Origin of the sequence: Pseudomonas sp. B707, from assembly GCF_022496685.1 — a bacterium.
GTDB lineage: Bacteria > Pseudomonadota > Gammaproteobacteria > Pseudomonadales > Pseudomonadaceae > Aquipseudomonas > Aquipseudomonas paraglycinae.
The window spans coordinates 356,842-371,362 of the sequence record NZ_WTVE01000015.1; the positions used below are offsets into that span (position 1 = coordinate 356,842).

Genomic DNA, 14,521 nt, shown 5'->3' on the forward strand with positions numbered 1-14,521 from the left:
CAAAACCCTGTCAAAACCCTGAACACACAAGCAGAAACACCCACCCCCATTGAAACCACCCAAACCCTGCCCCATCTAACAGCCATACCCAATTGCGCAGGTGCCCCATGAGCGACCAGCAAGAATTCCCCGAGAACCCCGACGACATCACCGAAACCGACGCCGAACACATCGAACACCACGTCCCCGGCAAAGGCCTCGCCCTGCCCGGCCAGAACCTGCCGGACAAGGTCTACATCATCCCGATCCACAACCGCCCGTTCTTCCCGGCCCAGGTCCTGCCGGTCATCGTCAACGAAGAACCCTGGGCCGAAACCCTCGAACTGGTCAGCAAATCCGAACACCACTCCCTGGCCCTGTTCTTCATGGACACACCCCAGGAAGACCCGCGCCACTTCGACACCAAGGCGTTGCCGCAATACGGCACCCTGGTCAAGGTGCACCACGCCAGTCGCGAAAACGGCAAACTGCAATTCGTCGCCCAGGGCCTGAGCCGCGTCCGCATCAAGACCTGGCTCAAACACCATCGCCCGCCGTATCTGGTGGAAGTCGAATACCCGCACCAGCCCACCGAGCCGACCGACGAGGTCAAGGCCTACGGCATGGCGCTGATCAACGCGATCAAGGAACTGCTGCCGCTCAACCCGCTGTACAGCGAAGAGCTGAAGAACTACCTCAACCGCTTCAGCCCCAACGATCCGTCGCCGCTGACCGACTTTGCCGCCGCCCTCACATCGGCGACTGGCAATGAGCTGCAAGAAGTGCTCGACTGCGTGCCGATGCTCAAGCGCATGGAAAAAGTCCTGCCGATGCTGCGCAAGGAAGTCGAAGTCGCGCGCCTGCAAAAAGAAATCTCCGCCGAAGTGAACCGCAAGATCGGCGAGCACCAGCGCGAGTTCTTCCTTAAAGAACAGCTCAAGGTCATCCAGCAGGAACTCGGCCTGACCAAGGACGACCGCAGCGCCGACCTCGAACAGTTCGAGCAGCGTCTGGAAGGCAAAGTCCTGCCGACGCAGGTGCAGAAGCGCCTCGAAGAAGAGATGAACAAGCTGTCGATCCTCGAAACCGGATCGCCGGAGTATGCGGTCACCCGCAACTACCTCGACTGGGCAACCTCGGTGCCGTGGGGCGTGTACGGCGAGGACAAACTCGACCTCAAGCACGCGCGCAAGGTGCTCGACAAACACCACGCCGGCCTCGACGACATCAAGGACCGGATCCTCGAATTCCTCGCGGTCGGTGCCTATAAAGGCGAGATCAGCGGCTCCATCGTGCTGCTGGTCGGCCCGCCGGGCGTGGGTAAAACCAGCGTCGGCAAATCGATCGCCGAATCCCTTGGTCGGCCGTTCTACCGCTTTAGCCTCGGCGGCATGCGCGACGAAGCCGAGATCAAGGGCCACCGCCGCACCTACATCGGCGCGCAGCCGGGCAAACTCGTGCAGGCGTTGAAAGACGTCGAAGTGATGAACCCGGTGATCATGCTCGACGAGATCGACAAGATGGGCCAGAGCTACCAGGGCGACCCGGCCTCGGCGCTGCTGGAAACCCTCGACCCGGAACAGAACGTCGAATTCCTCGACCACTATCTGGACCTGCGGATGGACCTGTCGAAAGTCCTGTTCGTCTGCACCGCCAACACCCTGGATTCGATTCCCGGCCCGTTGCTGGACCGGATGGAAGTGATTCGCCTGTCGGGCTACATCACCGAAGAAAAAGTCGCCATCGCCAAACGCCACCTGTGGCCGAAACTGCTGGAAAAGGCCGGCGTGTCCAAGGGCAGCCTGAGCATCAGCGACACGGCGCTCAAAGCCTTGATCGACGGCTACGCCCGTGAAGCCGGCGTGCGCCAGCTGGAAAAACAGATGGGCAAACTGGTGCGCAAAGCGGTGATGAAACTGATCGACGATCCGAAAGCGGTGATCAAGATCGGGCCGAAAGACCTTGAAGCGTCCCTTGGACATCCGGTGTTCCGCAACGAGCAAGTGCTGTCCGGCACCGGCGTGATCACCGGTCTGGCCTGGACCAGCATGGGAGGCGCGACCTTGCCGATCGAGGCCACGCGGATTCACACGTTCAATCGTGGTTTCAAACTGACCGGGCAACTGGGCGATGTGATGAAGGAGTCGGCGGAGATCGCCTACAGCTACGTCAGTTCGCACCTCAAATCTTTTGGTGGCGATCCGAAGTTCTTCGACGAAGCCTTCGTCCACCTGCACGTGCCGGAAGGCGCGACACCGAAAGACGGCCCGAGCGCCGGCGTGACCATGGCCAGCGCCCTGCTCTCGCTCGCCCGTAATCAGGCGCCGAAAAAAGGCGTGGCGATGACCGGTGAATTGACGCTGACCGGGCATGTACTGCCGATTGGCGGAGTGCGCGAGAAGGTGATTGCGGCGCGGCGGCAGAAGATCTTCGAGTTGATTCTGCCGGAGGCGAATCGCGGCAACTTCGAAGAGCTGCCGGATTACTTGAAGGAAGGCATTACCGTGCATTTCGCCAAGAAGTTTGCGGATGTAGCGAAGGTGCTTTTTTGATCACTCTGTAACGATCGTTCCCACGCTCTGCGTGGGAATGCATCCTGTGACGCTCCGCGTCACGCTTGCGAAGGAACGCAGAGCGTCCTGGGCGGCATTCCCACGCGGAGCGTGGGAACGATCACGCCAAGCCTGGCGTTGTCACACTTTGTCTCATCTTCAGTTATGCTCGCCGTTCGTCGCCAACGCCGGAGCCACTGAATCCATGTCCCCCCTTCGCCTGTTTGTCCCCCTGTCCCTCGCCCTGCTGGCCGCCTGTGCCACGCAACCGAAAACCAACGTGACCGTGGAAAAACAGAGCGAATGCCCGGTGCGCCTCACCAACGGGCAAAACCTGATCGTCATGCTCCCGAGCAACCCCACCACCGGCTACCGCTGGGCCATCCAGGATTCCGCCGGCGGCGTATTGCGCGCCCTCAGCCCCGAGGTCTACAGCAATCCGGAAGACGCCGGCGTGGTAGGCGCGGCCGGTCTCTCGACCTGGCGCTTCCAGGCGTTCGCCCCCGGCACCGGCCGTCTGCGCCTGACTTCGCAACAGCCTTGGGCGCCGGAAGTGTTGCCGGTGGAAACCTTTGACTGCGCCATTTCGGTGAACTGATCGTGGGCTGGCTGATCCTCGCGCTGATGGGCGCCGTGACCTTTCTCTATGGCGTCAGCACCCACGCGGCGCTGCTTTGCCTGCTGGTCAAACCGCTGCCGGTATTGGCGTTGCTCGGCTGGCTGCACGATGCGCCACCGAGCGACTATCGCCGCTGGATCAGCCTCGGTCTGATTTTCTCGCTGGTCGGTGATGTACTGCTGGCGTGGCCGGGGGATTTGTTTGTCTTCGGTCTCGGCGCATTTCTGGTTGCGCATCTGGCGTATCTCAAGGCTTACCTCAGCGATTGCCGACGCCTGGCCCTGCTGCCGCTGATCCTGGCCCTCAGCGTGGGTGCAGTGTTGTTGGGCATATTGATCAGCAGCGGACTCGGCCCGTTGACCGTGCCAGTGATCGTCTACGGAACGGCCATCAGCGCCATGCTCTGGCGCGCTCTCGCCCGACTCGGCAGCGGCGTACCGCAACGTTCGGCATTGCTGGCGGCGGGTGGCGCGGTGGCGTTCGTGTTTTCCGACAGCGTGATCGGTATCAACCGGTTCGTCTCACCGTTCAATGCGGCGCCCTACATCATCATCCTCAGTTATTGGCTGGGGCAGTGGGGCATCGTCGCCTCGGCGTTCAAGCATCCGAATGAAGCTAAAGCCGATTTGCGATAAAAAGCGTCGAGCTCATTAGAAAATCGCATTAAAAACTGTCATTTCCGACAGTTAAATCCGCGCCCCCCCTCAGCTTAAAGTGCAGTGAGAGACAGCAAACCGCCTGTCAATCGCCCGAGGGATCGACCATGAATAATCAGATAGAAAACGCCGATACGAACAACACCTTCAAATGCCAGATTGATAGCGGCGAGGCCTTCTACTTCCCAACCGTGAATTGCTTTCTCAGCAATTTTTTAAGGATTACGGGAGCGCAGGAGGAGTTTGAGCAGCAGATTGAGAATCTCGAATTCAACTTTGCTCCCGACATCCAAAGTGGCGAATACAAACTCAATGATCCGGGCGTCAACGTTGATGTCAGAACGGGCTGGGTGAACACTCGATATACCGCGACATCTTTGACCCTGAAACTCACGGTAGATCACTCCTCCAAGAGCATCTCCGGCGTATACGCCATCCAGACCGTGCAGGACTATGGAGGGGTAGTTGAACCAGGAATCGATGTGAACGGAAATTTCGCAGCCAATTACATTATCTCGTAAGTCTTGCCGCAATCTGGACCCGAGAAGGTTTCAGGCTAAGTTGATCGAGTTTTGAACTTTAGCCTGACTCCGACCAGCACGGTTTATCAGACAACCCGCGCATCTGCGCGCCAGTTTGGCTAAAATGCCGGCCTTTTCATCGACACCGCCGGAACCGCCGTGAGCAAAGAACCCGATCGCATTTTCGCCCAGCCGATGGCCCAGGTGCCTGACTTCGCCTTCAACGAAGACGTGGTGCGGGTGTTCCCGGACATGATCAAGCGTTCGGTGCCGGGTTACCCGACCATCGTCGAGAACCTCGGCGTGCTCGCGGCGCAGTTCGCCCAGCCGAACAGCGTGCTCTACGACCTCGGAGCTTCGCTCGGTGCGGTGACCCAAGCCCTTCGCCGCCACGTACGCACCGACGGTTGCCGTGTGATCGCGGTGGATAACTCGGCTGCCATGGTCGAGCGCTGCCGCGAGTACCTCAACGGTCAGGATTCGATGTTCCAGGAGTTGCTGCCGGTCGAAGTGATCGAAGGCGACATCCTCGCCCTCGACTTCAAACCGGCCTCGGTGGTGGCGTTGAACTTCACCCTGCAATTCATTGCCCCGGATCAGCGTACGGCGTTGCTGTCACGCATCCGCCAATCGTTGCTGCCAGGCGGCGCGCTGATTCTGTCGGAGAAGCTGCGTTTCAACGATGCCGAAGAACACGCGCTGCTGACCGACCTGCACGTCGCGTTCAAGCGCGCCAACGGCTACAGCGAACTGGAAATCGCCCAGAAGCGCAGCGCCATCGAAAATGTCATGAAGCCCGACAGCCTCGAAGAACACCGTGAGCGCCTGCTGGCTGCCGGGTTCTCGAAAGTCGTGCCGTGGTTCCAGTGTCTTAACTTTGCCTCGTTGATTGCCTTGCCATGATTGATCTGTCTCCCCTCGCCCGCCGTCTGGCCGGCACGCCGCTGGCCGAATGGGCCAACACCCTGCAAGTGCAGCTCGACAAGAAAATGGAGAAAGGTCACGGCGATCTGGAGCGCTGGCAAAGTGCGCTGGACGCCTTGCCGAAGATCCAGCCGACCGAAGTCGACCTGCTCGACGGCCTGAAACTCGACACCGATTGCGACGACGAAACCCGCGCACAAATGCGCACCGCACTGATGGGCCTGTCGCCGTGGCGCAAAGGGCCGTTCGATCTGTTCGGCGTGCACGTCGACACCGAATGGCGCTCGGACTGGAAGTGGTCGCGGGTCGCTCCGCATCTGGATCTGAAGGGCAAACGCATCCTCGATGTCGGTTGCGGTAACGGCTACTACATGTGGCGCATGCTCGGTGCCGGCGCCGACAGCGTGATCGGTGTCGATCCGAACTGGCTGTTCTTCTGCCAGTTCCAGGCGGTGCAGCGTTATCTGTCAGAACCGAATGCCTGGCACCTGCCGTTCCCTTTCGAAGACCTGCCGCCGAATCTGGAAGGCTTCGATACCGTGTTCTCGATGGGTGTGTTCTATCACCGTCGCTCGCCGATCGAACATTTGCTGGCGCTGAAGGATTGCCTGGTGAAAGGTGGTGAACTGGTGCTGGAGACGCTGGTGGTCGAAGGCGACAAGCATCAGGTGCTGGTGCCGGAAGATCGTTATGCGCAGATGCGTAATGTGTGGTTCCTGCCGTCGGTGCCGGCGCTGGAATTGTGGCTGCGTCGTGCCGGGTTTACTGACGTGAAATGTGTGGATGTGAGCACCACCACTGTTGAAGAGCAGCGCGGGACAGAGTGGATGAAGTATCAGTCGTTGAGTGATTTCCTTGATCCGGAAGATCACAGCAAGACGATTGAAGGGTTGCCGGCGCCGATGCGGGCCGTAATTGTCGCGAAGAAATAACCCGCTCTCCCAAACTCCGCGGTGAGCCCCCCTCACCCCAGCCCTCTCCCCTAGGAGAGGGAGCCGATCCTGGAGCTTTTCAAAACTTGAGTTCGACTCAAAAATCTCAGGACGGCGTAACGTCATCTGTCACCCGGTCAGTCCCCTCTCCCTCCGGGCGGTCCGACGTTTCGGGAGGGTTAGAGTGAGGGGCTTTTGGTTCGGCGAGCTCGGAAGAACTCGGTCAACACCGCCCCACACTCCTCCGCCAACACCCCGCCTTCATACAACACTCGATGGTTGAGAAAGCCCTGAGTGAAGAACTGTCCCTGACTCTGCACAATCCCGGCCTTGGGCTCCAGCGCGCCATACACCACCCGCGCAACCCGCGAATGCACGATCAGCCCTGCGCACATGCTGCACGGTTCCAGCGTCACGTAGAGCGTGCTGCCCGGCAGACGATAGTTGCTCACAGCCTGTGCAGCGGCGCGAATCGCGACCATTTCCGCATGCGCACTCGGGTCGCTGGTACTGATCGGACAGTTGAAACCGCGCCCGATGATCTCGCCATCCTGCACCAGCACCGCGCCCACCGGCACTTCGCCGAGGGCCGCGCCTTGTGCTGCCAACTCCAGCGCCTCACGCATGAAATCGCGATCACGGCTGCGGTCGATGATCGCCGCGGGGCGAATCTGGCGCATCACTTCACCTCGATGGCGGCCATCAGGCCGGTTTCCATGTGGTCGATCACGTGGCAGTGGAACATCCACACCCCCGGGTTATCCGCCACCAGCGCCACTTGCGCGCGCTCGTTCTTGCCCAGCAGATACGTGTCGGTGAAATACGGCACGATCTTGTGCCGGTTCGACGCAATCACCTTGAAGCTCATGCCGTGCAGGTGGATCGGGTGCTGGTACTGGGTCATGTTCTTCAGTTCGAAAATATAGCTCTGGCCCAGTTTCAGGCTGGCGATCGGCCGGTCGGCGCAGGTCTTGTCGGTGATGTCCCAGGCCTTGCCGTTGATCTGCCACAGGCTCGGCGGCTTGCCGTTGTCAACATTCACCGACACCGAACCGACCCATTCGAAATTGAAGTTGAGTTTCTCGGCATTGGCCAGGTCCGGCTCGGCCACCGGGTTGGCCGGCAGTGCTTTCGGCCAGTCGGTCGGCGCGTCATTGTTGGCCACCGACCGCAGGGTGCCCAGGCGAACCGGGCCGTTGCGCAGCGACAGTTCCTCCCCGGCCGGTGGTGCCTTGATCGCCAGGCAGATGCGCATGCCCGGACCCAGCCAGTATTCCTTGCCCAACGGGCGCGGCTCGACCGGGTTGCCGTCCAGCGCATAGATCTGCGCTTCGACACCAGGAATGTTGATGCGATAGGTCAGGGTGTTGTCGAGGTTGAGCAGACGAACCCGGGTGATCTGCCCGGCCGGCAACTCGATCACCGGCGTAGGCACGCCGTTGATGGTCGACAGCCGCCCCGCCGTACCGCCACGGGCCGCTTCGCGCGGAATGCTGAACTCGACGAAGTTGCCTTCGTCGTCGATGTGCCAGTTCTTCAGGCTCAGGGTCTTTTCGTACTTGAACCCGGTCGGCTCGCGCTCCTCGACAATCAACGGCCCGACCAGCCCGCGACCGAGTTCCTCACTGCTGCTGACGTGCGGGTGATACCAGTAGCTGCCGGCGTCCGGCACACGGAATTTGTAATCGAAGTATTCGCCCGGCAGCACCGGCAATTGCGAAACGTACGGCACGCCGTCCATCTCCAGCGGCAGGCGGATGCCGTGCCAGTGAATGGTGGTCGCCACCGGCAGATGGTTGATGAAGCGCACCCGCAACCACTCGCCCTGACGCACGCGTAATTCGGTGCCCGGCGCCGATGGGCCAAACGCCCATGCTTCGGTCTTGTGCCCTGGCACCAGCTCGACGTCCAGTGGCGCGGCGATCAGCTCGTAGTCATGCCCCGCATCGGCATCGGCCATCTTGCCCAGCCAGTAACGCGACGCGCCCCCCGCTCCTACGCCAACGACAACAAGACCGGCCAGGCCACCGAGGATTTGGCGACGGGTAAAGGACATGAACTCAACTACCTCACGTATCTGCGGCGGGCCCGCAGGCCCGAAAGGGCGAATACGATACACCCGCAGATGAGAAACAGTAAGGGCAGCGCGGCGACTGGCCGCAGTTCCTCAGAGCGAAAAGCAGGACTCAACTGCTGCAAATTGCCGGGTTTTCGTACTGGATCCTGATCCTTTTCCCATACGTCATACCTATTGCTCCGACACCCGTTACACACAGCAGCCGACAGACCCTTCCTACGCCCGCCTGAAATGATCCGGTCCCATCCGTACCACCTCAAGGAAAGACCGTGGACACATCCGAAAACACTGCACTACCCAATGTTGCCGACAAACTGGCCCTGAAAAATCTGGTACCCGCACTGGTTCAGGCCTGCCCCGACATGTACGAAATGGCCAGTGATATCGCCAGGGATATCCTGCGCAAACATGGCGTGGATCATCTGGATCCTGAACAGGTTTACTGGCACCGCTTCAAGTTCTCCAGCAGCAGCTGGAAAGCCTTCACGGGCTGGGAACATCATGGTGCCCGGCCAACCGAGTCCATGACCTTGCCGCAACTGGTGATCCAGCGGTTCCGCGTCGGTGATCAGGACAACTCGGACATGCTCGATGTCGATGGGGGCTTTTACACGACCGGACCGGATGCCGAGGACTTCGACGAGACCAATGAAGTGCGGTTGCATGGAAACGAGGTACTGAAGGACTTCTGGGCGATCAATTTCGCCGATCGGTTCAATCAAAAGGTCGCCTCGTTCTGGAAAAAACACACCAGGACATTTCGCAGCCTGGCCAAGTGCACCTTTATTGCCCAGGCCATGGAGGATCGCGAAGGTGGCCGGTTGTCGGACGAAAACTTCCGAACCGTGGTCAAGGCTGTCGCCGGCAATGTGAGCTGGCCCGTCACGTTGCAGATGCTGGAGGAGGATGCGGCGCCCGCCAAGGGAATGCATCTGAGCCTGCTGAAGGTGGGGGGTTATGTAGCGACCGATATTCTGTGCATCACCGACGTCAATGGCCGAAAGATCCTCTACACCCCTGGGGAAGTCTGGGGCCTGCATGCCTTCGAGACAGCGGAGGACCTGCATTGGTGGGTGTTGTCGCAAACCCGTCAACCGGCTGACCGCAAACGCTTCCTCGCGCACTTTCAGGTAGCCGATCACGACATCATGGAAGACACCTCATGGCGGGATGCGGCAAAGCCGGGGTGGCTCTCGCTGTTGAGTCCCGGGACGTATCTGCTCACTGAGATCTTCCGCCCACCGCACGTCGAAAACGTCGGGCTCAATCATGTCCTGGATCTGCTGGTCAGCGCCTGGGACTGCGCCGATCACTCCCTGATCGAACACACCAGCGAGACGTTCAAGAGCGATGCCTTCACCTTCCTCGCCAACGCCACTCACGCCAGGATGATCAGCGACGCCACGTTCATGATGCACACCAATGGCGATCTGCGGAAAAAGCTGTGGATCGGCTATCTCAACGCTTTCGGTCGCATGTTCGGTCCGATGGCCGCTGTCGGCTGGCCGGTGGCACTGGCGGTCGTGGGTGCCGGCATCGCCAATGTCGGGTTGCAGATTGATCAGGCGGTCAATGGCAAAACACCCGGTGAACGCAAGTCTGCAGTGACGGGCGCCATCTTCGCGACCATCGATACCCTTTTCAACGCCACCTTCCTCAAGGGCAGTGGCCGTCTCCCGGAAATAGCCGAGGCCAGCACGGTCTTCGCACCGGAAGAAAAACTTGTCGAAGCGGCGATTGCCCGCCCCCCGTTGCCTGCATTGGAGGAAATCGCCCCGACGCGCGTCCTGCCCGCGCAGCCCGAGGACTTCCTTGCTTCATTCAAGACTGAAATCACCGAAGGCACCCGCGTTGAAACCGGTGATTCCAAACTGCAGGAGATCATCCTGGCCGCGTCGGGCAAGCGTTACATTTACATGCGCCGCGCAGGAAGCGACGGTTTTTATCAGGTGCGTTATGTCGAGCAGTTACGCGGCTGGGTCATTATTGATCCGGCCAATCCTTTCTCGTTTTACCGCAACGTCCCGGTTCGCTTGAACGAAGCGCTCAGGTGGGAACCGGTGGCCCGTCCCGGACTCAAGGGTGGCATGAAAATTTTCGGCAAGTGGCCCTTCGGACACACGGCCGACCCACTGCCGGAAGTGGAGATGCAACCACTGACGTACGATGTGCCGCAAGCATCGCGATCGGCGCTGCAACCCGTTGCCGAAGCTCAGGTCGATGATTTCCCGCTGGATCCACAGGACAGCAGCGACCGTTTCTATCAAGACTTCAAAACCCTGCGTCGCGGGCTCTACGACGATGCCATCAACGCCTATGCCGCCACCGAATTTCCCCCGCGTCCGGCCGTCCCACTCTTCAAACCCACGACGCCGTTTGCCGAAATGACCAAGCGCCTGTTCAAGGACGGCACCGGCCTCGTAATCGGTCAGGACAGTTCTGCCATCGGTGCTAGACAGACCCTTGTCGACAATCTCAAAGTGCTGAACAAACAGAAGGTCAGGACCCTTTACCTGGATCACTTGCTCACGGATTTCCATCAAGCGGATCTGGATGTTTTTCACCAGAGCGGCAAGATGCCGCCGGCTCTCGAGCGGTACCTGAAGGCTTTGGATGCGCGGTTCAAGACCGACCCTGCCGGACCGTATTCCTACACCGAGCTGGTAAAAGGCGCACAGAAGAATCACATCCGCGTACAAGCGATCGACAGCATGGCGACCCGGCGCTTTCCACGGATGGAAGGTACTACCGAAGCCAGCAGCCGAAAAATGATGAATTACTACTCGGACACCGTGATTCAGGCCGACCAGGCCGCACGAGGTGCTCATCGCTGGATCGCACTGGTTGATGAGGCCCGCGCCAGCAGCTTCGACAACGTTGCAGGGCTGAGTGAGCTGGAAGGGGCGGTGGCATTGCGCGTTGATGAAAGTGCAGTGGGTCAGGCTCAGGGGCTTACAGCTGACCCGGGCAAAAAAGTCAAAGACATCCTGGGACGTCCCTTCGACGAATTGAAAAGCGATCTTCGCCTGCAACTGAGCGCACCGCCCGCGACGGCAACAGCTCGCTCGCTTGAAGAGGCGCTGCCCAGGCGCGGCATGTTCATGGTGCAGGAGCCCTCCACCCTTGTTCACCGCAGTGGCGATGGCAGTCTGGTGCGTACACCGATTCAGCAGGACAGCGCCGGTTTCTCCATCCTCCGGCCGAAATGGTCAGCCATCAGCGGGCGCCACTTCGACAGCCTGCATGAACTATTGGAAGCCATAGAACATGAAGGTCTCACGCAGGTACACGTGCGCATTGATCCCACCGCTACGCCCGGTCAACTGCCAGACATTCAGCCGTCCATCCCGGCGATTGAAGCGCCACCCGCCCCGGATTTGATGATCAAGGATCCACCCCGTTTCACCTCGCCGTATGAGATTGCGGTGCAGGCCCGGGCCGAACTGAAAAACGTGGCGCGGGGCAATGACGCCTCTCTGCTGAACGACTCCGTCGCTTCATGGGGCGGCAATTCACCCCTCGATACATTCAAGACGCTGCGAAAACAACTGCATGAAGCAGCAATACGTTTCTATGCCGAGCTGCATCTTCCCGTACGCCCATCAATGGATTCGCTGACAGCAGGACTGTCGGGACAAGCATTCATCGAGCGGGTATTCACAGAGTTTCGCGGTCTGGTCATTGGCGAAAGCCATGCCGAAATCGGCAGCAAGCAATGGCTGATGGACAATATGCAAACCCTGGCCAACAAGGGTGTGAAGACGCTTTACTCCGAGCACCTGCTCACGGACTTCCATCAGGCCGCGCTGGATAATTACGCCAGGACATCGGTCATGCCGCGGGATCTGGAGAACTATCTGATTCAGCTCGACAGTGGTCACGTGACCGATCCGCTGCAACGCTACACCTTTCTCGATCTGGTCAAGGAAGCCAATCGCAACGGGATACGCGTTCAGGCCATCGACTGCCTGGCCAGTTATCGGGTTGAAGGAATGAGAACGGCGGATCCGTCGGCACGCCAGAGAATGATGAACTACTACGCTCACACCGTGATCGAGGCTGACCAGGCGGCTCGCGGGCCGCATAACTGGGTGGCACTGATGGGGAACTCCCACTCGAACACGTTCGAAGGCGTTGCCGGTGTCAGCGAGCTGGAAGGCGTCGTCGGTCTGCGCGCCGAAGATGTTGCTGAAGGTCAATCCGGCGGTATCGAAGCGGATCCCGGTAAAAGTCTTGCCGATCAAATGGGCAAGAACCAGGCATTCGTAAAAGGTGACCTGCGCCTGCAAGTCGAAACACCGTGGTACGCCCGGACGACCCCAGACATCGAACGGCTACTTTCCCGACCGGGTCTGTACACCTTGAAAAGGGAATTGCGGGAAACCTTTCTGGTTCATCGCAGCCGCGCCAATGCGATCGTGCGCACCGATATCCACTTCGAATCCAACCGCGTTTTCATCGAGCGCCCCGAATGGCCCAGCGTCCATGAAAAGCGCTTCGCCAGTATCAAGGCGCTGCTCAAGGCGCTTGATGAGCGAGGCATGAAACTGGCGGGTTGGTCCAGACCGTTGTAATCAGCCACTGAAAGCCAGAAACAGAAAAGCCGCGTGAAACATCGTTTCACGCGGCTTTTTGTTGGTCCTGACCTCAAGCCATCAGGGCTTGTGCAGGATCACTCCCACTCAATGGTCGCCGGCGGCTTGCTCGACACGTCGTAAGTGACGCGGGAGATGCCTTCGATTTCATTGATGATGCGGCCGCTGACAGTTTCCAGCAGCTCGTAAGGCAGGTGTGCCCAACGCGCGGTCATGAAGTCGATGGTTTCCACGGCACGCAGGGCCACGACCCAGGCGTAACGACGGCCATCGCCGACCACGCCAACCGATTTCACTGGCTGGAACACTACGAAGGCCTGGCTGACCTTGTGGTACCAGTCGGCCTTGCGCAGTTCTTCGATGAAGATGTGGTCGGCGCGACGCAGCAGGTCGGCGTATTCCTTCTTCACTTCACCAAGGATGCGCACGCCCAGGCCCGGGCCCGGGAACGGGTGACGGTAGACCATGTCGTACGGCAGGCCCAGTTCCAGGCCCAGACGACGGACTTCGTCCTTGAACAGTTCGCGCAGTGGCTCGACCAGTTTCAGGTTCATTTCTTCCGGCAGGCCGCCCACGTTGTGGTGCGACTTGATCACGTGGGCCTTGCCGCTTTTCGCGCCAGCCGACTCGATCACGTCCGGGTAGATAGTGCCCTGAGCCAGGTACTTGATGTTGTCCAGCTTGCAGGATTCGGCATCGAACACGTCGATGAAGGTGCGGCCAATGATCTTGCGCTTCTTCTCCGGATCGGCTTCGCCGGCCAGGTTGTTCAGGAACTGGTCTTCCGCGTTGGCGCGGATCACCTTGACGCCCATGTTCTCGGCGAACATGGCCATCACTTGCTCGCCTTCGTGCAGACGCAGCAGGCCGTTGTCGACGAAGACGCAGGTCAGTTGATCACCGATGGCCTTGTGCAGCAGCGCCGCAACCACCGAGGAGTCCACACCGCCGGACAGACCCAGCAGCACGTTGTCGGTACCGACTTGTGCGCGGATGTTGGCGATGGCGTCTTCGGCGATCTTCGACGGAGTCCACAGGGCTTCGCAGCCGCAGATGTCGAGAACGAAACGCGACAGGATGCGACCGCCCTGCTTGGTGTGGGTCACTTCCGGGTGGAACTGCACGCCGTAGTAAGCGCGCTCGTCGTTGAACATGCCAGCGATCGGGCAGCTCGGGGTGCTGGCCAGGATGTGGAAATCGCTTGGCATCTTGGTGACCTTGTCACCGTGGCTCATCCACACGTCGAGGCCGAACAGGCCGTCGGCGTCGATGTGGTCTTCGATGCCGTCGAGCAGGCGGCTCTTGCCCACCACGTCAACGCGGGCATAACCGAACTCACGCAGTTCGGAGCCTTCAACCTTGCCGCCCAGTTGCTCGGCCATGGTCTGCATGCCGTAGCAGATACCGAAGACCGGTACGCCCAGGTCGAATACCGCTTGCGGGCAGCGCGGGCTGTTGGCTTCGTGCACGGACTCGGGACCGCCGGCGAGGATCACGCCTTTTGGCGCAAATTCGCGGATCGCATCTTCGTCCATGTCGAACGGGTGCAGTTCGCAGTACACACCGATCTCGCGCACGCGGCGGGCGATCAGTTGGGTGTATTGCGAACCGAAGTCGAGGATCAGGATGCGGTGAGCGTGAATGTCGAGGGCCATGATTCAGTCTC

General features: G+C 60.0%; 10 protein-coding genes. 7 read left to right on the plus strand and 3 right to left on the minus strand.

Going from position 1 to position 14,521, the window contains the following annotated elements; genetic code table 11:
• Positions 1 to 107 precede the first annotated feature (107 nt).
• From lon to cmoB, 6 genes are all read left to right on the plus strand, one after another.
• Positions 108 to 2,531 carry an endopeptidase La gene (gene lon, locus GQX66_RS07135; protein WP_102688177.1) on the plus strand — a complete coding sequence of 808 codons (2,424 nt, stop codon included), beginning with the start codon at positions 108 to 110 and terminating at the stop codon, positions 2,529 to 2,531.
• Positions 2,532 to 2,736: 205 nt separating this feature from the next.
• Positions 2,737 to 3,129: a protease inhibitor I42 family protein gene (locus GQX66_RS07140; protein ID WP_102716880.1), complete on the plus strand. Its 393-nt coding sequence runs from the start codon at positions 2,737 to 2,739 to the stop codon at positions 3,127 to 3,129.
• Positions 3,130 to 3,131: 2 nt separating this feature from the next.
• Positions 3,132 to 3,785, plus strand: a complete 654-nt coding sequence (locus GQX66_RS07145) for a lysoplasmalogenase (RefSeq protein ID WP_178082644.1) — start codon at positions 3,132 to 3,134, stop codon at positions 3,783 to 3,785.
• A gap of 128 nt (positions 3,786 to 3,913) precedes the next feature.
• Positions 3,914 to 4,327 carry a hypothetical protein gene (locus GQX66_RS07150; RefSeq protein ID WP_129974270.1) on the plus strand — a complete coding sequence of 138 codons (414 nt, stop codon included), beginning with the start codon at positions 3,914 to 3,916 and terminating at the stop codon, positions 4,325 to 4,327.
• Positions 4,328 to 4,522: 195 nt separating this feature from the next.
• Positions 4,523 to 5,230, plus strand: a complete 708-nt coding sequence (gene cmoA, locus GQX66_RS07155) for a carboxy-S-adenosyl-L-methionine synthase CmoA (RefSeq protein WP_218888027.1) — start codon at positions 4,523 to 4,525, stop codon at positions 5,228 to 5,230.
• The gene (cmoB, locus tag GQX66_RS07160; RefSeq protein WP_007956659.1) at positions 5,227 to 6,183 is read left to right on the plus strand and encodes a tRNA 5-methoxyuridine(34)/uridine 5-oxyacetic acid(34) synthase CmoB; all 957 of its coding nucleotides are present in this window, start codon (positions 5,227 to 5,229) and stop codon (positions 6,181 to 6,183) included. Before cmoA ends, cmoB begins: the two co-directional genes overlap by 4 nt.
• A gap of 179 nt (positions 6,184 to 6,362) precedes the next feature.
• Here the strand turns inward: cmoB and tadA are convergent, their stop codons facing one another.
• Both tadA and GQX66_RS07170 read right to left on the minus strand, forming a co-directional pair.
• Positions 6,363 to 6,863 (minus strand): tRNA adenosine(34) deaminase TadA, encoded by a 501-nt coding sequence (gene tadA, locus GQX66_RS07165; protein ID WP_085745304.1) that lies wholly within the window; start codon positions 6,861 to 6,863, stop codon positions 6,363 to 6,365.
• Positions 6,863 to 8,239, minus strand: coding sequence for a multicopper oxidase family protein (locus GQX66_RS07170; protein WP_085745305.1), 1,377 nt, complete (start codon positions 8,237 to 8,239; stop codon positions 6,863 to 6,865). Before GQX66_RS07170 ends, tadA begins: the two co-directional genes overlap by 1 nt.
• Before the next feature lie 290 nt (positions 8,240 to 8,529).
• Here GQX66_RS07170 and GQX66_RS07175 point away from each other — a divergent pair, with 290 nt between their 5' ends.
• A complete protein-coding gene (locus GQX66_RS07175; RefSeq protein ID WP_346769677.1) occupies positions 8,530 to 12,834 on the plus strand; it encodes a membrane-targeted effector domain-containing toxin in 4,305 nt (1,434 codons plus the stop codon).
• 98 nt (positions 12,835 to 12,932) lie between these two features.
• Here GQX66_RS07175 and guaA read toward each other — a convergent pair whose 3' ends face one another.
• On the minus strand, positions 12,933 to 14,510 hold the full coding sequence (gene guaA, locus GQX66_RS07180) for a glutamine-hydrolyzing GMP synthase (protein WP_011335797.1): 1,578 nt from the start codon (positions 14,508 to 14,510) through the stop codon (positions 12,933 to 12,935).
• Between the last annotated feature and the right edge of the window lie 11 nt (positions 14,511 to 14,521).

Excerpts from the sequence above, each read along its gene's own strand:
- GQX66_RS07140 (WP_102716880.1), top strand. The coding sequence starts at position 2,737 with ATGTCCCCCCTTCGCCTGTTTGTCCCCCTGTCCCTCGCCCTGCTGGCC.
- guaA (WP_011335797.1), bottom strand. The coding sequence starts at position 14,510 with ATGGCCCTCGACATTCACGCTCACCGCATCCTGATCCTCGACTTCGGT.
- tadA (WP_085745304.1), bottom strand. The coding sequence starts at position 6,863 with ATGCGCCAGATTCGCCCCGCGGCGATCATCGACCGCAGCCGTGATCGC.
- lon (WP_102688177.1), top strand. The coding sequence starts at position 108 with ATGAGCGACCAGCAAGAATTCCCCGAGAACCCCGACGACATCACCGAA.
- GQX66_RS07170 (WP_085745305.1), bottom strand. The coding sequence starts at position 8,239 with ATGTCCTTTACCCGTCGCCAAATCCTCGGTGGCCTGGCCGGTCTTGTT.
- cmoA (WP_218888027.1), top strand. The coding sequence starts at position 4,523 with ATGGCCCAGGTGCCTGACTTCGCCTTCAACGAAGACGTGGTGCGGGTG.
- cmoB (WP_007956659.1), top strand. The coding sequence starts at position 5,227 with ATGATTGATCTGTCTCCCCTCGCCCGCCGTCTGGCCGGCACGCCGCTG.
- GQX66_RS07150 (WP_129974270.1), top strand. The coding sequence starts at position 3,914 with ATGAATAATCAGATAGAAAACGCCGATACGAACAACACCTTCAAATGC.